Raw genomic sequence first — 22,734 nt, 5'->3', positions numbered from 1 at the left:
CAAGAACCGTGGCATGGGATCGCTTTGCCCGCCAACTGCTGTTTTTTTTGCGTGCCCTTGCCAGGAGAGAACCCCGATGTTGCCAGCCAACCGCAGTGCCAAACGCTGTTTGCAAGCTCCACTATCGTTGGCTGTCGCCAGCGTGTTGTTCGCCATCGCCGCACCTGCCTTCGCGCAGGACAAGGCCGAGAAGGAAAAGGACAAGACCACCGAGTTGTCCCGCATCGAGGTCACCGGTTCCAACATCCGCCGCACCGATGTGGAAACCGCATCGCCGGTGCAGGTGATCAGCAAGCAGGACATCGAAAACATGGGTGCACGCACGCTGTTGCAGGTGCTCGACAATCTGCCAGCGGCACGACCGGGCCAGGTCGATTCCAAGTCCCTGTTCACCGGCTCCGACGGTGCGTCGCAGGCCAATCTGCGTGGCCTCGGTGCACAGGGCACGCTGGTGCTGCTGAACGGTCGCCGCCTGTCGTATTACGGCGCGCCGGCTGGCTTCCAGACCCAGTTCGTCAACATCGATGCCATTCCTGCCGCCGTCATCGAGCGCATGGAAGTGCTGACCGATGGCGCCTCGGCCGTGTACGGCACCGATGCGGTGGCCGGCGTCATCAACGTCATCACCAAGAGCAGCTACCAGGGCCTGGAAGTCAGCGGTACCTGGGATACCGCCTCGCGCTTTGATTCCTTCGGTGAAAAGCAGGCCAGCGTCACTGGCGGTTTCGGCGACATGGCCGAGGATGGCTACAACGTCTATGCCAGCGTCAACCTCTATGAGCGCGACGGTATTCCGGACAGCGAGTGGTACCTCAAGCACCCGGGCCAGTTCTACGTCAACAATCCGGACTACATCAAGAACCTGCGGCTGGACACCGGCAGTGCGCCGGGCGTGTTCAACCCCGGCTATTACTACGCCATCGATCCGGTCACCGGCGTGCGCAAGGACGAGGCTGCACCGGGCTGCAACAACGTGCTGCAGGTCAGCAGTGGCACGCGCTGCATCTGGCAGACCTGGATGAACCGGCAGATCAACGGCGGCGCGGATTCCAAGCGAGTCACTGCCTACGTCAATGGTCATTACCAGCTCAATGACAGCACCGAGGCATTCGCCGAAGTCACCTACACCGACATCGACCTGCACGCCAATGGCGGTACGCCGCGTGCTTACGGCACCACCACCGGCAATCCGCAGAGCTGGTTCTCGCGCAACACCGGCAATACGGTCAACCAGTTCCTGACCCCGTGGCTCGGCCCGAACAACGAATACAACCACGCCAGCCCGGAGTTGAAGGCGATGAATGGCGGTGTAGTCGGTTTGGGTTACCTGCTGCAGGACGTCGGCGGTGGCCACTTCGGTCAGCGCAATACCGACGACAGCTACCGTGTGGTGGCAGGTCTGCGTGGTGCTGCCGGCGACTGGAATTGGGAAACCGCGTTCGCCACTGCTGGCTCGCACTCGGTCACTTACCAGACCACCAACGTCAACCTGAAAGGCTTCGAGAAAGCCTTCGGTCCGTACACCATCGATCCGGGCACCGGCCGCGTCATCATTTCCGATCACCCGGCCTACAAGTTCGGCGAGATCAGTGAAGCCAACGCGGCGCTGATCCGCGAAGCCTTCCCGACCTTCGACATCGAATCGTGGACCCGCCTGCACACCCTGGACGGCAAGATCGAAGGCCCGCTATTCAACATGCCGGCCGGCGAAGTGCGCGCGGCGTTCGGCTTCAATGCCACCCGCGAGACCTTCTACACGCCGGGCAACCCGGATGCCGCCAACGGCCTGATCACCCAGCAGGGCGGCTCGTGGTTCGACGGCAAGCGCAACACCTACGCGCTGTTCTCCGAAGCCGTGGTGCCGCTCACCGAGAAGCTCGAGATGGACCTGGCACTGCGCCTGGACAAGTACCCAGGCTTCAGCGCCAATGCCGCGCCAAAGATCGGCCTGAAGTACCAGGCACTGCCGCAGCTGATGCTACGTGGTACCTATTCGGAGGGCTTCCGTGCACCGAGCCTGGCTGAAGCGGGTAGCGGTGGCGTGTATGCGCAGATCGGCGGCTACCGTGATGAAGTCCGTTGTGCGGAAACCAATGCGATCGCCGGCCTGCTGCGGCAGTCCAACCGCGTCGTCGACAAGGACCTGGGCAACAGCCTGTGGAACAGCGATTGCAGCCGCAACGTGGCGCGCATGACCCAGCCCAACCAGGACCTGAAGCCGGAGAAGGCGAAGATCGCCACGCTGGGCGTCGTGCTGGAGCCGACCGATTGGCTGTCGGTGTCGGCGGACTACTGGTTCGTGTACCGCCGCGATGAAATCGTCGCACCGGACTACAGCAAGGAAGAAGACATCGATTCGATGACTCGCTTCCCGATCACCGAGTCCGACAGGTCCAACCTCGCGGCCCTGGCTGCGATGTGCAACGACCCGGCCAGCGGCGTGACCTGCCCGGGCACCTTGCCGGGCTACAGCATCGGCAACGTGGCCAGCGTGATCGGCCAGTACAGCAACCGTGGCCGCACCCTGATCGACGGCTTCGACGTGGACCTGCGCAGCCGCTTCGACCTGGGTGAATGGGGCCGCCTGAACATCGGCGTGGCGGCGACAATTGCCAACCGCAACATGTACAACTCCGACAACGGTGACGGCTGGTACTACGGCAACGTGGTTGGCTACTACAACAACCCGAAGGTGCGCGCCACGTTCAACACCAACTGGACGTATGGCAACTGGGATACCGGCTTCTACGTGAACTATGTCGGCGGTACCAAGTGGGCCTATGACCGCATCGATGCGCAGGACAACAACGCCCAGACCTGCACCGGTAGCTACCTCGATCTGGCCCCGGGCCATTGCGGTGGCGCACCGGCATGGTGGACGGCCAACCTGAGCGTGAACTGGCGTCCGATCGAGAAGCTGAGCGTTGGTGTGACCGTCAAGAACCTGTTCAACCGCCTGCCGTTCTACGACCCGAACGACTGGATGAACTTCGCCGGTTACGCCAACAACTTCGGCCGCATCTACAGCGTGACCGCGACCTACAAGTTCTGATCCACCGCAACAGCGCTTCCCCCTCATGCATTGCATGAGGGGGAAGACAGTGACACCGTCAGCACGGTCGCGGCACGCCTGCCATGACTGGCACGCCCCCTGAAAGAGGAAACACAATGAAGCGTAGGGAATTCATCATGGCCAGCGCGGCCCTGGCCGCCACCAGCCTGCTGCCGGAGACGCCGGCCTGGGCACGTGGCCGCAAGGTGCGCCTGGGTGTGATCGGCACCGGCATGCGTGGCCAGGTACTGTTGAAGGAACTGGTACGCCGCGACGACGTCGAAGTGGTTGCCCTGTGCGACATCGAACCGATCATGCTCGGCCGCGCCATGGACATGGTGGCCAAGGCCGGCAAGCCGGCACCGCAGGCCTATGGCGCCGACCGCGACCAGAATGCCTGGAAGCGCCTGCTGGAGCAGCGCGGCCTGGATGGCGTGATCATCGCAACCCCATGGGAGCTGCATGCAACGATGGCGATCGCGGCGATGCAGGCCAAGGTCGCGGTGGGCTGCGAAGTGGTCGCCGGCATCACCCTGCAGGACCATTGGGATGTGCTCAATACCCAGCTCAGCACCGGCACCCCGTACATGCTGCTGGAGAACGTCTGCTATCGCCGTGACGTGATGGCGGCGCTGCAGATGGTGCGCCAGGGTCTGTTCGGCGAACTGGTGCACCTGCAGGGCGGTTACCAGCACGACCTGCGCGGGGTGAAGTTCAACGACGGCACGCCGGAGCATCCCTACGACAGCGGCGTTGAGTTCGGCGCCAAGGGCTGGTCGGAAGCACGCTGGCGCACCGAGCATTCGGTACAACGCAATGGCGAGCTGTATCCCAGCCACGGCATCGGCCCGTGCGCGATGTATACCGGCATCAACCGCGGCAACCGTTTCACCCATATCAATGCCTTCGCCAGCAAGGCGCGCGGCCTGCACGAGTACACCGTTGCCAAGAGCGGCGGGACCACCCACCCGAGTACCAAGGTCAAGTTCAAGCTCGGCGACATCGTCACCACCACGCTGGCCTGCGAGAACGGCGAGACCATCCTGCTGCAGCACGACACCTCGTTGCCGCGCCCGTATTCTATGGGCTTCCGCGTGCAGGGCACCAAGGGCCTGTGGATGGACGTCAACCACGGCATCCACATCGAAGGCCGCAGCCCGCCGCACCAGTGGGAAGAGTTCAAGACCTACCAGGACCAGTACGAGCACCCGCTGTGGAAGCAGCATGCCGATACCGCCGCAAGCGCTGGTCACGGTGGCATGGACTGGTTCGTGATCCACGCCTTCGTCGAGGCGCTGAAGGCCAAGGCGCCGATGCCGATCGACATCTACGACGCCGTGACCTGGAGCGCGATCACGCCGTTGTCCGAGCAGTCGATCGCCAACAGCTTCCAGACCCTGGAGTTCCCGGACTTCACCAAGGGCCTGTGGCAGCAGCGCAAGCCGATCTTCGCCTTCGACGGCAGTTACTGATCCGCTGCAACTGTAGTGCCGAGCCATGCTCGGCATTTGCTCCACATGTAGTGCCGAGCCATGCTCGGCATGAGGCGTCACCGGTAATGCCCCTGCCGAGCGTGGCTCGGCACTACAGGTCGTGCAGCCCCCTCCCTTGCGCCGGAGGCGTAGGGGAGGGTTGGGGAGGGGTTGAGCTAGCAATGCCTGCTTCGCGGCTGACGCCGCTCCCACAGCTCCCACAGCGTTGTCTAGCGTTCCAATTCCACGTCCGGATCCGCCACCGGCGATGGCGGCGTAGCCGGCACTTCCGCCGGGGTGGCTTGCGCCGGCTTGTCGAGGATTGTTGCCTTGCGCCAATTACCCCAGCGGTAATAGGCCATGATCATCAGCATGGAGCACAGCGCGCTGACCGGGAAGCTCCACCAGATTGCATCGGCGCCAAAGCGTGGCTGCAGCCACAACGCGAACGGCACGCGGATGCCCCACATGCCGATTGCCAGGATCAACAGCGGCGGCAGCACCGCGCCGGTGGAGCGAACCACGCCGGACAATACGAAGTTGACCCCGAAGAACAGGAACGACCACACCGCGATGTGATTCAGGTGGCGGCCGATCTCCAGCGCCTCGCTGGCGGCAGGCAGGAACAACGCCAGGGTGCTGCGATCAAACAGGATGATCGGCGCGATCAAGGCACCGGTCAGCAGGAAATTGAACAGCACGCCGGTACGCGCGGTGGCTTCCACCCGTGGCCAGAGGCCGGCGCCCACGTTCTGTGCGGCCATCGTCGAGCAGGCCGCACCAATGGCCATGGCCGGCATCTGCACGTAGGTCCACAACTGCATCGCGGCGCCATAGGCCGAGGCGGTTTCCACGCCGTAGCCATTGACCATGCTGATCATCATGATCATCGCCAGCGAGATCAGGATCATCTGCAGGCCCATCGGCACGCCCTTGACCACCAGCGCCTTGAGGATGACGGTGTCGATCTTCAGCAGGCCGATGTCCTTGCGTCCCAGCCACAGCATGTGTCGCTTGTTGCGCAGGTAAAGCATCAGGCCGGCCAATGCCAGGCCCTGCGAGAAGAAGGTGGCCCACGCTGCACCGGCAATGCCGAGTTCCGGGAAAGGACCCACGCCGAAGATCAGCAACGGGTTGAAGGCGATATCCATCAACACCGCCAACAGCAGGAAGCGGAACGGCGTGCGTGCATCGCCGGCGCCGCGCAGGGCGGCGGTAATGAAGGCGAACGCGTACAGCAGCGGCATCGCCAGGAAGATCACCTTCAGATAGGCATCGGCCATCGGCAGGGATTCGGCCGGTGTGCCCATCGCCAGCAGCAGGCGGTGCGAGAGGAACCAGCCCAGTACCGCGATCAGCGCAGACAGGCTGATGAAGAAGGTGGCGCTGGTGCCCATCACCCGCCGTGCCTGCGGCAGGTCCTTGGCGCCGATGGACTGGCCGATCAGGATGGTCGCGGCCATGCCGATGCCGAACACCGAGCCGATCAGGAAGAACATGATGTTGTTGGCGTTGGCCGTGGCGGTCAGCGCCGCCTCACCGAGGAACTTGCCGACCCAGATGGCATTGACCGAGCCATTCAGCGACTGGGCGATGTTGCCAGCCAGGATGGGGAGCGCGAACATGAGCAGGCTGGTGCCGATCGGGCCTTCGGTCAGCGAGCGGGTTTGCTTGGGTTTCGACATGGACAACGTTGTCGGGATCGGGGCAGGCACACTAGCATCTTGCAGGTGAGGGTGCCGGCGTCAGGTATCAACGGTAGGTGGCTTACACGGGAGTCATGGCAACGCGATGAGTGGCGAAGTCGTAGTGGTAGCAAGCATTCGTCTTGATGTGTGGCTGTGGGCTGCACGTTTCTTCAAGACCCGCAGCCTGGCCAAGCAGGCGGTGGAGACCGGCAAGGTGGATGTGGAAGGGCAACGCCCCAAGTCGTCCCGCGCCATTCGCCTGGGTGACGCGCTGCGGGTGCAGCGTGGCGATGAGGTCTTCGAGATCGCGGTACGCGGGCTCAGCGACAAACGCGGCTCGGCGCCGGTAGCGCAGGCCATGTACGAAGAATCGGCGGCCTCGAAACAGGCGCGTCACGAAGTGCACCTTCGCCGCGCCGCCGAACGCACCGGCTACCAGGCCCCGGAGCACAAGCCCGACAAACGTGCCCGACGTCTGATCCGCGCCCTGGGTGATCTCGACGCGCTCTGACACCTGTAGTGCCGAGCCATGCTCGGCAGGGGCTTTACCGGCAATGCCAGCCCCGTAGTGCCGAGCCACGCTCGGCAGGGGCTCTACCGGCAATACCAGACCTGTAGTGCCGAGCCATGCTCGGCAGGGGCACTACTGGCAAAGCCTCTGCCGAGCATGGCTCGGCACTACATGCGAGGGGTTGCTTGGAAAGCCCCCCCCTGCCGAGCATCGCTCGGCACTACATCTGTGCCTTTGGCGCGCTTACATGTTGCGGCGGTACTCACCGCCCACGTCGTACAGGGCGTGACTGATCTGGCCGAGACTGTGGGTTTTCACCGCTTCGATCAGCGCTTCGAACACGTTGCGACGATCGCGTGCGGTCTTCTGCAGGTAGCCCAGACCGTGGCCGTCGTGCACTTCGCCATCCGTCACTGCGCCTTCAACCTCATGCGAATGCGAGGTCTCGCCTGCCGGCGCCAAGGCGTTGCGATTGCGCTGCCAGGTATGCACGTTCTCGATCTGCTGGCCCTTCTCTTCCTCGGTCGAACGGATCAGTTCGATCTCGGTCGCCACTTCGCCGGCATGCTCCTTGGGCAGGAACATGTTGACGCCGACCAGCGGCAGGCTGCCATCGTGCTTCTTGTGCTCGTAGTACAGCGACTCTTCCTGGATCTTGCCGCGCTGGTACATGGTATCCATCGCGCCGAGCACACCACCGCGCTCGCTGATCGCCTCGAACTCCTTGTATACCGCCTCCTCGACGATATCGGTGAGCTTGTCGACGATGAAGCTGCCCTGCCAGGGGTTCTCGCAGAAGTTCAGCCCCAGCTCCTTGTTGATGATCATCTGGATCGCCACCGCGCGGCGCACGCTTTCTTCGGTCGGCGTGGTGATCGCCTCGTCGTAAGCATTGGTGTGCAGGCTGTTGCAGTTGTCGAACAGCGCATACAGCGCCTGCAGCGTCGTGCGGATATCGTTGAACTGGATCTCCTGCGCGTGCAGCGAGCGACCCGAGGTCTGGATGTGGTACTTCATCATCTGGCTGCGCTCGTTGGCACCGTAGCGCTCACGCATTGCACGCGCCCAAATGCGGCGAGCCACGCGACCGATCACCGTATACTCCGGGTCCATGCCGTTGGAGAAGAAGAACGACAGGTTGGGCGCGAAATCGTCGATCTTCATGCCACGCGCCAGGTAGTACTCGACGATGGTGAAACCATTGGACAAAGTGAAAGCCAGCTGGCTGATCGGGTTCGCACCGGCCTCGGCGATGTGATAGCCGGAGATCGACACCGAGTAGAAGTTGCGCACCTTGTGGTCGACGAAATACTGCTGGATATCACCCATCATCCGCAGCGCGAACTCGGTGGAGAAGATGCAGGTGTTCTGCGCCTGGTCCTCCTTGAGGATGTCGGCCTGCACGGTGCCGCGCACCGTGGACAGGGTCTCGGCCTTGATCCGCGCGTAGGTCTCTGCGTCCACCAGCTGGTCGCCGGTGACGCCCAGCAACGCCAGGCCCAGGCCGTTATTGGTCGGCGGCAGCTCGCCGTGGTATTGCGGACGTGAGCGGCCTTCGAAGAGTTTCGCGATCTTCTCTTCCGCCTCGGCCCAGCGCGCGGGGTCTTCCTGCAGATACTTCTCGATCTGCTGGTCGATGGCGGTGTTCATGAACATCGCCAGGATCATCGGTGCCGGGCCATTGATGGTCATCGACACCGAGGTGGTCGGCGCGCACAGGTCGAAGCCGGAGTACAGCTTCTTCATGTCGTCCAGCGTGGGGATGTTGACGCCGGAATTACCGATCTTGCCGTAGATATCCGGACGCGGCGCCGGGTCTTCGCCGTACAGGGTGACGCTGTCGAAGGCGGTGGACAGACGCGCGGCCGGCTGGCCAACGCTCAGGTAGTGGAAACGACGGTTGGTGCGCTCTGGCGTGCCTTCGCCGGCAAACATGCGGATAGGGTCTTCGCCGCTGCGGCGGTAAGGATAGACACCACCGGTATACGGGTAGGAGCCGGGCAGGTTTTCCTTCTGCAGGAACACCAGCAGCTCGCCCCAGCTACGGTAGGTGGGCGCGGCGATTTTAGGGATCTGCTGATGGCTGAGCGATTCGCGGTAGTTCTCGACGCGGATGGTCTTGCCGCGCACCTGGTACTCGTTGACCGGATCGGTGATCGACTTCAGCCGCGCCGGCCACTCGCGCAGCAGGCGCAGGGCTTCCGAATCCAGCGACTGCACCGCGTCGTTGTAGCGCTGGCGCAGGGTGCGGACGCTGTTGTCGACACCCGCGTCGGTGAGTGCATCGCCTGCGTACAGGTCCAGGGCAACCGGCTGCGCTGCATCCTCCAGCTCCTTCAGCGCCTGCCAAAGGCTCTGTGCACGCTCGGCCACTTCTGCCTGCGATTCGATGCGGGCGTTGATACTACGGCCCTGTTCGGCGATCTCGGCCAGGTAACGCACGCGGCTGCCCGGGATCAGCACCGTTGCACGGGGTTCCTTGAGGGTCGTGTCGATGTTGGGATCAAAACCGGCAAAACCGGGGTCAGAGTCCGGTTTTGCGTGCAAAACCGGACTCTGACCCCGGTTTTGATCTTGCTTCTCACGCAACAGGCGGCACAGGTTCACGAACATCCAGCTGATGCCCGGATCATTGAACTGGCTGGCAATGGTCGGGTACACCGGCACGTCCTCGTCCTTCATGGTGAAGGCGACGCGGTTGCGCTTCCATTGCTTGCGTACATCACGCAGCGCGTCTTCGGCGCCGCGCTTGTCGAACTTGTTCAGCACCACCAGCTCGGCGTAATCGAGCATGTCGATCTTTTCCAGCTGGCTGGGTGCGCCGAAGTCACTGGTCATCACGTACATCGGGAAGTCGACCAGATCGACGATCTCCGAATCACTCTGGCCGATGCCGGCGGTCTCGACGATCACCAGATCGAAGTGCAGCGACTTCAGGAAGCCAATGCAATCGCGCAGCACGGTATTGATTGCCGCATGCTGGCGACGGGTCGCCATCGAACGCATGTAGACGCGCTTGGAGCGCAGCGAGTTCATGCGGATGCGATCGCCCAGCAGCGCGCCACCGGTGCGGCGACGGGTCGGGTCGACCGAAATCACCGCGATGCGCATCTGCGGGAAACTGGCGAGGAAGCGGTTGAGCAGTTCGTCGGTAACCGAGGACTTGCCAGCGCCGCCGGTGCCGGTGATGCCGATGACCGGCGTCTTGCCGGCAGCCAGCTGCCACTGCTTGCGCAGCGATCCCAACTCGGCCTCACCGTGATTGCCGTCCTCCAGCTGCGAGAGCACCCGGCCAATGCCGATCTCATCCTCGATCGAAGGTGCCTGTGCGTGCACTTCGCGGGCGGCAGCTTCGCGGGCCTTGCCAGCGCGCGCCACCACATCCTCGATCATCTCCACCAGCCCCATCTTCATGCCGTCGTTGGGGTGGTAGATGCGCTCCACGCCATAGGCCTGCAGCTCGCGGATTTCCTCCGGGGTGATGGTGCCGCCACCACCGCCGAATACCTTGATATGGCCGGCGCCGCGTTCGCGCAGCATGTCGACCATGTACTTGAAGTACTCCAAGTGTCCGCCCTGGTAGGACGACAGCGCGATGGCGTCGGCGTCTTCCTGCAATGCCGCGCGTACCACGTCTTCCACACTGCGGTTGTGGCCGAGGTGGATCACCTCCGCACCCTGCGCCTGGATCAGGCGGCGCATGATATTGATGGCCGCATCGTGGCCATCGAACAGGCTGGCGGCGGTGACGAAGCGCAGCGGGGTGGTTTCAGGCTGCGCCTGCGGGAGCTGGGAGGCGGGGGTACTCATGGGCCGTGCAACATCCGGTTTCTATTGCAACCGATCATAGAACCGCCGCCCTCGCAGGTCAGGTTGCAGCGCAGCGTGACCTTTTGCGGGTTTGCGCTATCGATGGGCACAGCGGCCGCCGTTTCCGGCAAAGTGAGGGGCCACGGCGGGTAGCCCGGCCTGAACATTCCCCTGACGGGAATGGATTAGAATGGCGCATCCGCGACCCGTCACTGCCCCGACGAAGTCGCATTTTTTGTTTTCCGGCCAGCCATTTGGCTACACGATCACTGACGTTGTGGCAAACACGCCATCGGAGCCTGCATGTTGTTCGACACCCTCGAAACCTCCGGCCATGAGCAGGTCCTGTTCTGCCAGAACCGCGATGCCGGCCTGAAAGCCATCATCGCCATCCACAACACCACCCTGGGCCCAGCCCTGGGCGGCGTGCGCATGCGCCCTTATGCCAACACCGATGATGCGCTGCGCGATGTCCTGCGCCTGAGCCGCACCATGACCTACAAGAACGCCCTGGCCGGACTGAATGTCGGTGGCGGCAAGGCAGTGATCATCGGCGACCCCAGGACCGCCAAGAGCGAGGTGCTGTTCCGCGCCTTCGGCCGTCAGGTCGAGGCCTTGGCCGGCCGCTACATCACCGCCGAGGACGTCGGCACCGACGTCAACGACATGGAAAACATCTACCTGGAGACCGGCTTCGTCACCGGCGTGCACCAGGTCCATGGCGGCTCCGGCGATCCGGCCCCGTTTACCGCCTACGGTGCGTTGCAGGCGCTGATGGCTTCGGTCAAGCGCAAGTTCGGCCATGAGGAAATCGGCAAGCTCAGCATTGCGGTGCAGGGCCTGGGCCATATCGGCATGGAGCTGGTGAAGCTGTTGCGCGAGCGCGGCGCCAAGCTTTACGTCACCGACCTGGACCCGGTGCTGGTGCAGAAGGCCGTTGCGGAATACGGCTGCGAAGCGGTCAAGCCCGACGCCATCTACGACGTTGCCGCCGATGTGTTCGCGCCCTGCGCGATGGAAGGCGCCATCGACATGAGCACGCTTGAGCGGCTCAAGGCCAAGGTCATCTGCGGCACCGCCAACAACCAGCTGGCCAGCCATGCCGTGGGCGATGAACTGTACAAGCGGGGCGTGTTGTGGGCACCGGACTATGCAGTCAATGCCGGCGGCGTGATGAATGTGTCGCTGGAGATCGACGGCTACAACCGCGAGCGCGCGATGCGCCTGATCCGCAGCATTTACCACAACCTCGGCAAGATCTTCGACCAGTCCGAGCGCGATGAGGTCTCGCCGCAGCGCGCGGCCGACCGCATCGCAGAAAGCCGGCTGGAGGCGATCGGCAAACTGAAGATGCCGATGGGCCGTTCGGTGCCGCGCATGAACCGCCTGCGCGGCGAGTAAGCACTGCCGCTGAAACACGGAAGGCGGGCGATCATCTCGCCCGCCTTCTGCTTTTCAGCAACCCGACACCGCTGCCAGGTCAGAACGCCTGCTGCAGGCGCAGCGATACCTGCCGGTTGTCACCACGCGGGCCGAAGCGCTGGTCATAGCCCAGCGACAAACGCGTATTGCGGGCCAACCAAGAATCCACCGACAGCCCAAACAAACCGCCCGAACGCGACGGCTGCAGGCCGGCAATCGGTGCCCAGGCATCAACCCCGACGAAGCTGGCATCCAGACTCAGGCCATTACCGCCCAGCGCCTGCTGCCATTCCGCATAGCCATTGAACGCCACCCGCTTCCACAGGTAGTGCCCACGCAAGCCCGCCAAGGCCTGCACCCTGCTGCTGCTCCAATCGTCAGCACGCAGGCCGAAGCCATAGCCGCCCTGCTCGTTGAACGCACCACCGTCGATACGCGTGTAGTCCGCGCCCAGGTACGGCGTCAGCTGCGCTGCACCGTGACCCAGCCGATAACCGGCCTCGATGCTGCTGGACAGGAAGTTGCCGCTGTAACGCGCCTGCACCCCGGCGCGCTCGGAACCCAACAACAGCCCGCGATCCAGCTCGCGCTGGTACTGGCCAAATCCGGCCTGGCCCAGCACATAGGCATCACCGCGCTGCCAACCGGCGTAGAGCTGCGACTGGGTCTGACGGTCACGGCTCCGGTCCTGCGCCACACCGCCGCTGGCATTGGCGCGGGTTTCACCGAACGCGAAACCAAGTACGGCATTGCTGGACAGCGCAGTTTCGCCGCCCATCATCCAACCGCCGACGCTGTAGTCACTGCCCAGGTAACCGCCCTGCCCGCCTCCACCAAGGCTGCGCATCCAGACACCGTTGACTGCCGACCGCGCACCGCCCTCGGCGAACTGGCTGGACAGCGCACGCCGGTTCATATCGATGCTGTCAAAGGTCATCGCGGTGGCGGTGGCATGGGCTTGGCCGGAGAGACTCTCCAGACTCTGGGCCAGCCCGGCAAAGCCGCCGCCGACACCCTGCACCGATGCCGCAGCTGAGCCGAACGCCGTGGCCTGCAGAACATCATCGGTATCCAGCAGTTCGAACGCCTGCTCCACCCGCTGCGCCGCCGACATCGCGCGCAAGCCAACGCTGGCGGCGCTTGCCGCCGCCGTGACGCTCACCCGGTCCAACTGCAGCCAAGCGTTGTTGGCGTCATAGCCATACTGGGTCTGCAACAAGGTAACCCCGGTGCTGCCAGTCGCCGGGGTTGCGAATTGCCCGCTGATACCGCCACCTGCATGCAGCAGGTCCTGCCGGCGGCCATCCTGTGGCACGTAGCCGGCGACCGCGCCATTTACCATCACCCCACCATCCAGGCTGGCAGTGCCGGTGACCTGCAAGGCATTGGAACCAAGCGCCACCATCAAGCGCGCGCCTGAGCGCTGCACGTAGTTGCCCTCGATCGTTGCCGAACCTTCATTGCTGAGCACGATCACGCTGGCGCCGTTGTCCACGTTGCCCACCACACGCGTGGTGCCTCCCATGAACTGCAGTGCCGCAGCCGAAGGATTGGACTGTGCATCGATGCTGACATTCGAACGGATCGAACCGCCGTCACGCAGCGCAAGCGTGCCCTGCCGGATACGAGTAGCACCGGCGTAGGTGTTGGTGGCGGACAAGCCCAATGATCCGCTGCCGGATTTCACCAGACCGCCGGCACCGCTGATCGGATTGCTCCACACCGAATTGAGCCCGAGCTGACTCACGTTGACCTTGATATCACCCCAGTCCGCCTTGCCCGGCCCCTGTACCGCCTTGCCGACATTGAGCAGGCCATAGCCGAACACCGCATCCGGCCCGGCTTCCCCCAGATCGGTCGCAGTCCCCAGCAGCGTCTGCCGGACCAGGTCATTGTTGAAGTAAGGGAATGCCTGCCACACCAATGCTGCTGCGCCCGACACCAAGGGCGCCGCGTAGGAGGTGCCGCTGCCGTAGTAATACGACAGATTGTTGGCCGTGCTGTCCTGTCCAAGGAACATCGATGTCCCCGGCGCCACCAGACAGTAATTCCTGGCGACGCCGCAGGCATTGGAGTAGGAGGCCAGCGCTGTCGGATTGGCCGTATCCAAGGCTGCCACCGCCAGCCAGCCACGCTCCAGGTCCGCCGCCGGATAACTGCCGGGATTGCCAACCTTGCTCGGCAACGCCGCCATGTCGGAAGGATTGGGCTTTGACTCGTTGCCGGTGGCGAACACCACCAGCCCATCATTGTTGTTGATGAAAGGACGGTACTCGTTGGCAATCTCGGCCGTCACGTTCGGCCGGGTCCAGTACAGGCCGCCCCAGGAGTTGTTCATGATGCGCATGCCATCGCGGATCAGGTCGGCATGCACCGAGGCCATGCCCAGCGCACCGGTCACTTCGTTGCCATTGCCGGAACCATCATCGGTAGGCGATTTGTCGGCGATGATGCGCGCGGAAAGGATCTGCGCACCCGGCGCGACACCACCCGGCCATCGCCCGGTCGGCGCGCCGGCGGCCAGCTGCGCAACCGTGGTGCCATGTCCAACCACATCGTCCACCGACAGGTTGTTCTGCGCCGGGTTCAGATAGTTGTAGTTGGCCAGCACGCGCCCTGCCAGCGCTGGATGGTTGCGCATCACCCCTGAGTCGATCACACCGATGCGGTAGCCGGTTCCGTCCAGGCCCATGGCGTGCGCGGCCTGCGTGTTCGTCAATGCCAGATGCGCATCAAACGCAGGCTGGGGGATCACAGGTGGCGTTGTAGTAGGTGGTGGCGTTACCGGAGGTGTGACCGGCGGCGGATCGGATTTCGGGCCGCTACCACTCCCACACGCTGCCAGCGCCAATGCCAGTGAACTGGCCAACACGCCGCGCGGCAAATTGCTGCTCACCATTGCACTGCTCATTCCCTGCTCCCCTTCCGATGGATGATTCGCCAATTCAGGTATTACCTGATCCCGGTAGCACTCCGGCTACCTTCTATACTGCAACGACAATCCACTGTCTGTGGGGATGTGCCGTTGGTCCAATGTGCCCGGTCCCGCAGACGTTCGATAATTGCCGCAAGGTATAACCGAGATTGCTCATGTCTGACATTGTCATCGCCGCCGCCAAGCGTACCGCCATTGGCTCCTTCCTTGGCCAGTTCAACGGCGTCCCCACCCCAACCCTGGGCGCCACTGCCATCAGCGCTGCCATCGCGCAGTCCGGCATCCCCGCCGCGGATGTGTCCGAAGTCATCATGGGCTGCGTGCTGCCTGCCAACCTGGGCCAGGCACCGGCCCGTCAGGCCGCACTTGCCGCAGGCCTGCCGACCAGCGCCGGTGCCACCACGCTCAACAAGGTCTGCGGCTCCGGCATGAAAGCCATCATGCTCGGCCACGACCTGATCAAGGCCGGTTCGGCCAGCATCGTGGTCGCCGGCGGCATGGAGTCCATGTCCAACGCCCCGCACATGCTGCCCAACTCGCGTACCGGCAACCGCTACGGCAATTTCCAGGCGGTGGACCACATGGCATGGGATGGCCTGACCAACCCCTACGACGGCCAGTCCATGGGCGTGTTCGCCGAAGCTACCGTTGCCAAGTTCGGCTTCACCCGCGAAGAGCAGGACGCCTACGCCATTGAATCGGTGACCCGCGCACAGGCGGCACAGGCCAACGGCGCGTTCAACGATGAGATCGTTGCGGTCACGGTTGCCACCCGCAAGGGCGACGTCGAGTTCAACCAGGACGAGCAGCCGGGCAAGTCCGACATCAGCAAGATCCCGACCCTGCGCCCGGCCTTCAAGAAGGACGGCAGCGTCACCGCCGCCAGTTCCTCGAGCATTTCCGACGGTGCCGCCGCACTGGTGCTGCTGTCCGCCGACGATGCCGCCAAGCGCGGTGTGCAGCCGCTGGCCCGCATTGCCGCGCACGCCACCTTCTCGCAGGAACCGGAATGGTTCACCACCGCACCAATTGGTGCGATCAGCAAGGTCCTTGAAAAAGCCGGCTGGAACATCGCCGACGTCGACCTGTTCGAAATCAATGAAGCCTTTGCCGTGGTGGCGATGGCGCCGATCCGTGAGCTGGGCATTCCGCATGCCAAGATCAACGTCAATGGTGGTGCCTGCGCACTGGGTCATCCCATCGGTGCATCGGGTGCCCGCTTGGTGGTTACGCTGGTAAATGCATTGCGCACGCGCGGCCTCAAGCGTGGCATTGCGTCGCTTTGCATCGGCGGCGGCGAAGCAACTGCCATCGCCATTGAATTGATTTGATTGAAAAATTTCAGATAATTCAAAACCTGAATGCGGGACCGCTTGACAGTCGAAATGGGCTTGTCATCATGTTCCCGGCGCGCAATGGCGCGTTGCCTAATTTCACGACGAGGATTCACAAATGAGCATCAACAAGCTGCTGATCGCAATGACCCTGGGTCTGGCCCTGACCGCCTGCTCGAAGCAGGAGCAGGCTGCTGACGCCGCCGCTGCCGCTGACACCGCTGCAACCGAAGCCCAGGGCGCTGCTGACGCTGCTGCCACCGCTGGCGCTGCTACCGCTGACGCTGCCCAGGCTGCTGCTGACACCGCCGCCACCGCTGCTGACGCTGCTGGCCAGGCTGCTGGCGAAGCCGCTGCTGCCACCACCGACGCTGCTGCTGGCGCCGCTGCTGACGCTGCCAAGGCTGCTGAAGACGTTGCTGCACAGGCCAAGGACGCTGCTGAAGAAGCCAAGAAGTAATAACTTCTGCTTCCAAGCTAGTATCGAAAAGCCGCTGGTTCGCCAGCGGCTTTTTTTATTGCCGGGCGTACTCCGGCAATAGCGCGGATCACTGCGAACAAGCCACAACTGGCCAGCGCCGTCCTGCGCTGAGCAAAACAGCTGGCCCGCAACCTGCAAGCCGTGATCAGCGCGTGCGGACCTGCGCAGCATTCGATCGCCGCATCGCGCCCGCGCCGATCCAGGGTTCCTTAACCGCGCGGTCGAGCCTTGACGTGATCTGAATACGCAAACCCCTAGGGTGAGCACATTGGCCCATCCCAGGAGAGTGCAATGAAACTGTTTGTCCCCGTACTGACCGCAGGCCTGGTGCTGGCCCTGGCTGGCTGCAATGACCGTAACGCCGAGCAGGCCAAGCAGGACGCGGCAGCTGCCGCAGACCATGCCGCCGAAGCGGCCAGGAACGCAGCCGAATCCGCAGCCGGCGCAACCCGCGATGCCGCCGACCAGGCCGCAGCGGCCACCCGCAACGCCGCTGCCGAATCGCAGCAGGCATTGGACAATGCCGCCGACGCTACCGCCAAGGCGGCCGACGAAGCCTCCATCGCAGCCAAGGACGCTGCTGCCGATGCCAGCGCGGCTACCGCCGACGCGGCGCAGAAGGTTGCCGACCACGCCCAAGACGCCGCCAAGCAGGCGCGCGAGAAAGCAGACGCCGCCAAGCATTGATAGACTCGCCACGCAGCTGTCATGTCGATGACAGCTGCGTGGCGCTCGCGCAGGATGCGTGATGCCGCAGGGGCCGGATGCACACCATCCGGGTTGGCATGTGATCACGCGCGCGTGGGCAGCACGTGCGTATCACCTTGAACATGCAGTCAAGGACCGGATGCGGAAACACACGGGCAGTAAATTCGCGCTGATATTCTCGGCGCTGGTGTTCGTTGCCATCGGCGTCGGTGTATTCGTCGGTGCGCGCAGGTTCATCGCCGACGCACAACTCGTCGCCCACACCCACGAAGTAATCAGCCGGATCGATGAGATCCAGTCCATGGTGCTGGATGCAGAATCGGCCGAGCGCGGCTACCTGCTGACCGGCAGCCAAGCCTATCTGCTTGACTACCAGGTGAGCGTGGAACGACTTCCGCTGCTGCTGAGCAGCTTGTCCAGGTCGATCCCCGACAATCCCGATCAGGCGCGCAATGCGCTCAAGCTCAACGAGCTGGTAAACCAGCGCCTGCAGCAGATCCAGCACGTCGTCGATATCTATGACGGCCAAGGCCTGGACGCTGCACGCGCGGCGATCAACCAGAGTGCATTCCGCACCACCAGCGCCATCCGCCAGCAGGTGCGGACCATGGTCGAGGAGGAACACGAGCTATTGGTGGACCGTGCCGCCAGCTCCCGCCGTAGCGCTGATCTGCTGCTCGGGCTCGCCTTTGCCGGCATCCCCTTTGGCCTGGCCGTGGTCGGATCGGTGTACGGCATCCTGCTGTCCGAACTGCGCCGCCGCAGCCGCGCCGAAAAGCGTGCAGCCAGCGCCAGCCAGCAACTGGCGGGCAACCTGGAACAGATCGAACGTTCCAGTGCCGACCTGCAGACCCTGGGCCGCTATACCGGCCTGCTGCAGAGCTGCGCCAACCCCGAGGAAGCCCTGGAAATCAGCGCGCGCACGCTGGAAGCGCTGATGCCCAATGTCGCCGGTTCGGTCTATCTGCTGCGCGCTTCCAATGACCGTGTCGAGAACATCGTCAGCTGGGGCACACCCCTGGTGGAAACCAGCGCCTTCCTGCCGCCCAGTGATTGCTGGGCGATCCGGCGTGGGCAACCGCATGTCATCGATGACCTGCTGCGCGATGCCAGCTGCCCGCATATCAGCCGCCCCGAGCCCGGCCAAAGTGTTGCCACCGCCTGCATCCCGATGTCGGCACAAGGCGTACAGATTGGTTTCCTGTTCCTCTCCGGTGCTGGCCCCGGCCCGCTGCCGCGCCTGAACATCGCCGAGTCGGCGGTGGAGCAGCTGTCGCTTGCGCTGAGCAACCTGCGCCTGCGCGAGTCGCTGCGCCTGCAGTCGATCCGCGATCCACTCACCGGGCTGTACAACCGGCGCTATCTGGAAGAGTCACTGACCCGCGAGATCGCACGCTGCGGCCGGCGCGACTTCCCGCTGTCGGTGATCATGCTGGATGTGGATCATTTCAAGCAGTTCAACGATACCCACGGCCACGGCGGCGGCGATGCCTTGCTGGCGGCCATCGGCCAACTGCTGGGCTCGCGTCTGCGCGGCGAAGACATCGCCTGCCGCTATGGCGGCGAGGAGTTCACCGTGATCCTGCCCGAGTCGGACAGCAACAATGCGCTGCGCCAGGCCGAGGAACTGCGTCTTGCGCTGTCACAGATGAGCGTGCCGTTCTCCGGCAAGACGCTGCCACCGATCACCATCTCACTGGGCGTGGCCACGTATCCGGTCGATGGCGTGGCTGGCCTCACCCTCCTGCGCAAGGCCGATGCCGCGCTGTACCGGGCCAAGCGCAGCGGCCGCAACCAGGTGCTGCGCTTCGACCCGGCACTGGATGGCGCTGGCTGATCAGGCCTGCGGCAAGGCGCGCTGGAGGACGTCCGCAAACGGCGCTGCGGCCTGCAGCGCGCCGTAGACACCGGCCGCGCGCGGCAGACGTGATTGCGCATACAAATCTGCCAGCGGGCTGTCCGCGCGCAGCAACGCGGCTGCCTGCAGCAATACCGCGACATCGCTGACCAGCGCGCGCGCACCGGCCTGGGCCAGTTCGGCGTCCTGCAGTTGGCGTAACGCGGCCTCAAGCGCGCGATCATAGTCGTCGTTGCGACCGGCAACGTGTTGCAGCTCCGCCCGCAGGGCCACACGCGTTTCTGGTTCGCGCTGCAAGGCACGCAGCACATCCAGGCACTGCACGTTGCCGCTGCCTTCCCAGATCGAGTTCAACGGCGCCTGCCGGTACAGCCGCGGCAGCATCGACTCTTCCACATAGCCGGCACCGCCCAGGCATTCCTGCGCCTCGTTGACGAAGCCTGGTGCGCGCTTGCATATCCAGAACTTGCCGATCGCCGTGCCGATCCGTGCGAAGGCGGCTTCATGTGCGTCCTGCGGCGCGCCATCGACGGCACGCGCCACGCGCATCGCCAAGGTGGTCGCAGCCTCCGATTCGATTGCAAGATCGCTCAGCACATTCGCCATCAACGGATGCTCGACCAAAAGCTTGCCGAAGCTGCGCCGGTGCCGTGCATGATGCAGCGCCTGGGCCAGGGCCATGCGCATCTGCGCGGCCGAGCCCAGCATGCAATCCAGCCGGGTCAGCATCACCATCTCGATGATGGTGGCCACGCCGCGCCCCTCTTCGCCAACACGCCGCGCCCAGGCGCCGCAGAACTCCACCTCGCTGGAGGCATTGGCCCAGTCGCCGAGCTTGTCCTTCAGGCGCATCAGATGGAAGTTGTTGCGCCGCCCGCAGGCAAGCCGGCGTGGCATCAGGAAGCAGCTCAGTCCGTCCGGTGCCTGTGCCAGCACCAGCCAGCCATCGGACATCGGCGCGGAGAAGAACCACTTGTGCCCGACCAGGCTGTATTCGCCCTCGCCCGCCAGCGGTGTCGCCAGGGTGGTATTGCTGCGCACATCGGAGCCGCCCTGTTTCTCGGTCATGCCCATGCCGATGGTGATGCCAGGCTTGTCGCCGATGGGCAGATCGCGGGCATCGTAGAAAGGTGCTGCCGCCTTGTTGGCCCATTCCGCCAGTGCAGGCTCCTGCCGCAACACCGGCACGGCGGCGTGGGTCATGGTCAACGGGCAACTGGTGCCCGCTTCGGCCTGATGGTGCAGATAGCTCAAGGCCGCACGCGCGACATGCGCGCCAGGCTGCGCCGAGCGCCAGGACAGTCCGGCAACGCCACGGGTCTTCGCCGTGGCCATCAAGCGGTGATACGCCGGATGGAAATCGACGGTATCGATCCGGTTCCCCTGCGCGTCATGCGTGCGCAGCAGCGGACGCTGGCGGTTGGCATCGAAGCCGATCCGGTAAAGCTCGCCACCGGCCAGCACGCCGTAGTGCTGCAATGCCCCGGCAAACGCTTCCGCATCCTCGCGCTGCACGCACTGCTGCAAGGCCAGATCGTCGTGCCACAGGTCACGTTCGGCAAACGGCGGCGGCTGGTTGTCGACGACGTGGGTTTCAAACGGAGGCGGCTGCGGCAGCATGGCGGCGACTCGGGGAGGACCGTCCTTGATTCTGCCGCAAGCGCCCGTCGTCCGCGCGTTGCTCAGCGTTTCTGCGCGACCTCGGCCAGGGCAACGATGAATTCATCCTGCAACGCCAGCTTGCCGATAATTGCAACGCAAGTCGGGACAACCATTCGGCACCAATGTGACTAGTGGGGATGCGCACCAACCTCATTTCAGCGAACGCAAAAGAAAGCCGCAGCACAAACGAAGGAGATGCGCATGGTGTATACAAAGCACAATTCACATCCGGCCTTAATAGAACAACGAGTTAGCTAAATGCCGAAGGTCGATAAGTGGCCCGCAGGTCGGTATCGCAACTATTCGACCCGTCGCATTAGCCAGTGCGTTACCCGCCACTACCGGGAAGGCAAGAGGTTTGCCCATCACACTTGGGGTATCGTCAGCACCTGAGAAACGCGCGTGAAACACAAGAGTTCGATCTTTCTGATACTTCGTGTTTGACAGAATCCTCGTTCAACTTGATGATCCAGTACATACCCCCAATCCGGGGCCTACTCAAGCTTGTATGAGACAGCTGAAATCATGGTCGAACAAGTAATAAAGGAAGATTGCTTCATAATAATGCCAATCGCGGACACGGACGGATATCCGCAAGGCCATTTCAAACACGTCTACGATGACATCGTCGCACCCGCCTGCGAGATGGCAGGATACAGCGCAGTGAGGGCCGATGATGTAAAAGCAACCAACCTTATTCATCTCGACATCCTCAGGAAACTAATTGAAGCCCCTGTTTCCATTTGCGACCTTAGTAGCCGAAATCCGAATGTTCTGTTTGAGCTTGGGATTAGACAGGCATTTGATAGGCCCGTCGTCCTAATTCAAGAAATGGGAACGCCAAAAATATTCGACATCACCCCACTTCGCTACCTCGAATATTCCAAAGACATGAAGTATCACGAGGTACTAAAGAGCCAGCGCGAGCTAAAGGGAGCTATTGAAGCAACTGTAAGTGCTGATGGGGAAGCGGGAAACGTGAATTCAATTGTAAAGCTACTTGCATTAAGTAGATCCGCAAAAATCCCTGAGCTCAAAGGTGACAAAGAAGGGCTGGCCCTTGGTGTTCTTCGAGCAGAAATGCAAGAGATGCGAAAGCTTATGGAGCTCTCCATATATGAAAGAAACCGCGGCTCCCGAAAGGGGTCGATATCTGCAATTGAGTATGAGCGAATATTAAGCACGCTTGAAAAAATTCAGACTTCAAAGCGAGTTCCTCAACCAGAAAGAGCAGATCAGCTCCACGTTCTGTTGCGTGACACTGAGGAGCTGATGATGCGGTGTGATGACAAGTCAGATCATATGCACTTTAGACACCTCTTGGATAAAGTTCATAGGGCATTTGAAGATGTTTCATAACAACCCACGAATCTTACAGTGACTCGTGTTTATTCTTCAGGATCTTATAGGCATCCCTGACCGGCGCAGTCACGACATTGATATTCTTGGCACACCACTGCGCGCCTTGATTGTTTAGCACACACCTCGTCCAACGAGGCCATCTTATTTCGAAGCTAAAAGAAGGAGAGTTTAATGAGGGTGCTTGGTATCCATGTTCTAACCGGACAGCTTCGCTATAGCGTGCTTGAAGGCACCAAAAACAAGCCCACCCTAGTCAAGAAGGGCCGACTAATTACGACAGACCCGAAGGAAGCACCAGCCTTAATGGATTGGCGACGTCCCCCCGACCTGAGTAGAGGTCGGGTTTAGAGTCCTGTTTTGATCTTATCTGTCTTCGCCGCCAGCTGCGCGGCGTAGTGGGCAGGTGTCATTCCGCCGAGTGCTCTTTTGGGTCTTTCTT

General features: G+C 62.8%; 13 protein-coding genes and 1 pseudogene. 10 read left to right on the top strand and 4 right to left on the bottom strand.

Annotated elements, in window-relative coordinates; all coding sequences use genetic code 11:
* Positions 1–13: 13 nt before the first annotated feature.
* The 3 genes and pseudogenes from AC13FW_RS10300 to AC13FW_RS10290 form a co-directional block, all read left to right on the top strand.
* Positions 14–2,935: pseudogene (locus AC13FW_RS10300) on the top strand (TonB-dependent receptor plug domain-containing protein); the annotation flags it as partial.
* Positions 2,872–3,090, top strand: a complete 219-nt coding sequence (locus tag AC13FW_RS10295) for an ABATE domain-containing protein (RefSeq protein ID WP_482988986.1) — start codon at positions 2,872–2,874, stop codon at positions 3,088–3,090. The pseudogene AC13FW_RS10300 and the gene AC13FW_RS10295, both read left to right, overlap by 64 nt.
* A 78-nt stretch (positions 3,091–3,168) precedes the next feature.
* Positions 3,169–4,524 carry a Gfo/Idh/MocA family protein gene (locus AC13FW_RS10290; protein ID WP_482988985.1) on the top strand — a complete coding sequence of 452 codons (1,356 nt, stop codon included), beginning with the start codon at positions 3,169–3,171 and terminating at the stop codon, positions 4,522–4,524.
* 230 nt (positions 4,525–4,754) lie between these two features.
* Here the strand turns inward: AC13FW_RS10290 and AC13FW_RS10285 are convergent, their stop codons facing one another.
* The gene (locus AC13FW_RS10285) at positions 4,755–6,209 is read right to left on the bottom strand and encodes an MATE family efflux transporter (protein WP_296252250.1); all 1,455 of its coding nucleotides are present in this window, start codon (positions 6,207–6,209) and stop codon (positions 4,755–4,757) included.
* 106 nt (positions 6,210–6,315) lie between these two features.
* Between AC13FW_RS10285 and AC13FW_RS10280 the strand changes: the two genes are divergently transcribed.
* Positions 6,316–6,723: an RNA-binding S4 domain-containing protein gene (locus AC13FW_RS10280; RefSeq protein WP_482988984.1), complete on the top strand. Its 408-nt coding sequence runs from the start codon at positions 6,316–6,318 to the stop codon at positions 6,721–6,723.
* Between the two features lie 243 nt (positions 6,724–6,966).
* Here AC13FW_RS10280 and AC13FW_RS10275 read toward each other — a convergent pair whose 3' ends face one another.
* Positions 6,967–10,533, bottom strand: coding sequence for a methylmalonyl-CoA mutase family protein (locus AC13FW_RS10275; protein WP_482988983.1), 3,567 nt, complete (start codon positions 10,531–10,533; stop codon positions 6,967–6,969).
* A gap of 303 nt (positions 10,534–10,836) precedes the next feature.
* On the opposite strand from AC13FW_RS10275, the gene AC13FW_RS10270 reads away from it, so the two are divergent.
* Complete coding sequence (locus tag AC13FW_RS10270) at positions 10,837–11,934, top strand: Glu/Leu/Phe/Val dehydrogenase dimerization domain-containing protein (protein ID WP_296250902.1); 1,098 nt, start codon at positions 10,837–10,839, stop codon at positions 11,932–11,934.
* 79 nt (positions 11,935–12,013) lie between these two features.
* On the opposite strand, the gene AC13FW_RS10265 is transcribed toward AC13FW_RS10270, so the two are convergent.
* Complete coding sequence (locus tag AC13FW_RS10265; protein ID WP_482989095.1) at positions 12,014–14,854, bottom strand: S8 family serine peptidase; 2,841 nt, start codon at positions 14,852–14,854, stop codon at positions 12,014–12,016.
* Between the two features lie 191 nt (positions 14,855–15,045).
* On the opposite strand from AC13FW_RS10265, the gene AC13FW_RS10260 reads away from it, so the two are divergent.
* The 4 genes from AC13FW_RS10260 to AC13FW_RS10245 all read left to right on the top strand — a co-directional run bounded on the left by AC13FW_RS10260 (position 15,046) and on the right by AC13FW_RS10245 (position 19,250).
* Positions 15,046–16,221 (top strand): thiolase family protein, encoded by a 1,176-nt coding sequence (locus AC13FW_RS10260; RefSeq protein WP_282272270.1) that lies wholly within the window; start codon positions 15,046–15,048, stop codon positions 16,219–16,221.
* A 121-nt stretch (positions 16,222–16,342) separates the two neighbouring features.
* The gene (locus AC13FW_RS10255) at positions 16,343–16,684 is read left to right on the top strand and encodes a hypothetical protein (protein ID WP_282272266.1); all 342 of its coding nucleotides are present in this window, start codon (positions 16,343–16,345) and stop codon (positions 16,682–16,684) included.
* Between the two features lie 312 nt (positions 16,685–16,996).
* Positions 16,997–17,392 (top strand): hypothetical protein, encoded by a 396-nt coding sequence (locus AC13FW_RS10250; RefSeq protein WP_482988982.1) that lies wholly within the window; start codon positions 16,997–16,999, stop codon positions 17,390–17,392.
* A 160-nt stretch (positions 17,393–17,552) separates the two neighbouring features.
* The gene (locus AC13FW_RS10245; RefSeq protein ID WP_482988981.1) at positions 17,553–19,250 is read left to right on the top strand and encodes a diguanylate cyclase; all 1,698 of its coding nucleotides are present in this window, start codon (positions 17,553–17,555) and stop codon (positions 19,248–19,250) included.
* Here the strand turns inward: AC13FW_RS10245 and AC13FW_RS10240 are convergent, their stop codons facing one another.
* Positions 19,251–20,891, bottom strand: a complete 1,641-nt coding sequence (locus tag AC13FW_RS10240; RefSeq protein WP_482988980.1) for an acyl-CoA dehydrogenase family protein — start codon at positions 20,889–20,891, stop codon at positions 19,251–19,253. It abuts the gene before it with no gap.
* Between the two features lie 567 nt (positions 20,892–21,458).
* Here AC13FW_RS10240 and AC13FW_RS10235 point away from each other — a divergent pair.
* Complete coding sequence (locus AC13FW_RS10235; RefSeq protein WP_482988979.1) at positions 21,459–22,292, top strand: hypothetical protein; 834 nt, start codon at positions 21,459–21,461, stop codon at positions 22,290–22,292.
* Positions 22,293–22,734: the final 442 nt, after the last annotated feature.

The organism is Stenotrophomonas sp. 21LCFQ19 (assembly GCF_056861425.1).
The sequence above is the reverse complement of the archived record's forward strand: the minus strand, read 5'-3'. Positions and strand labels throughout refer to the sequence as shown.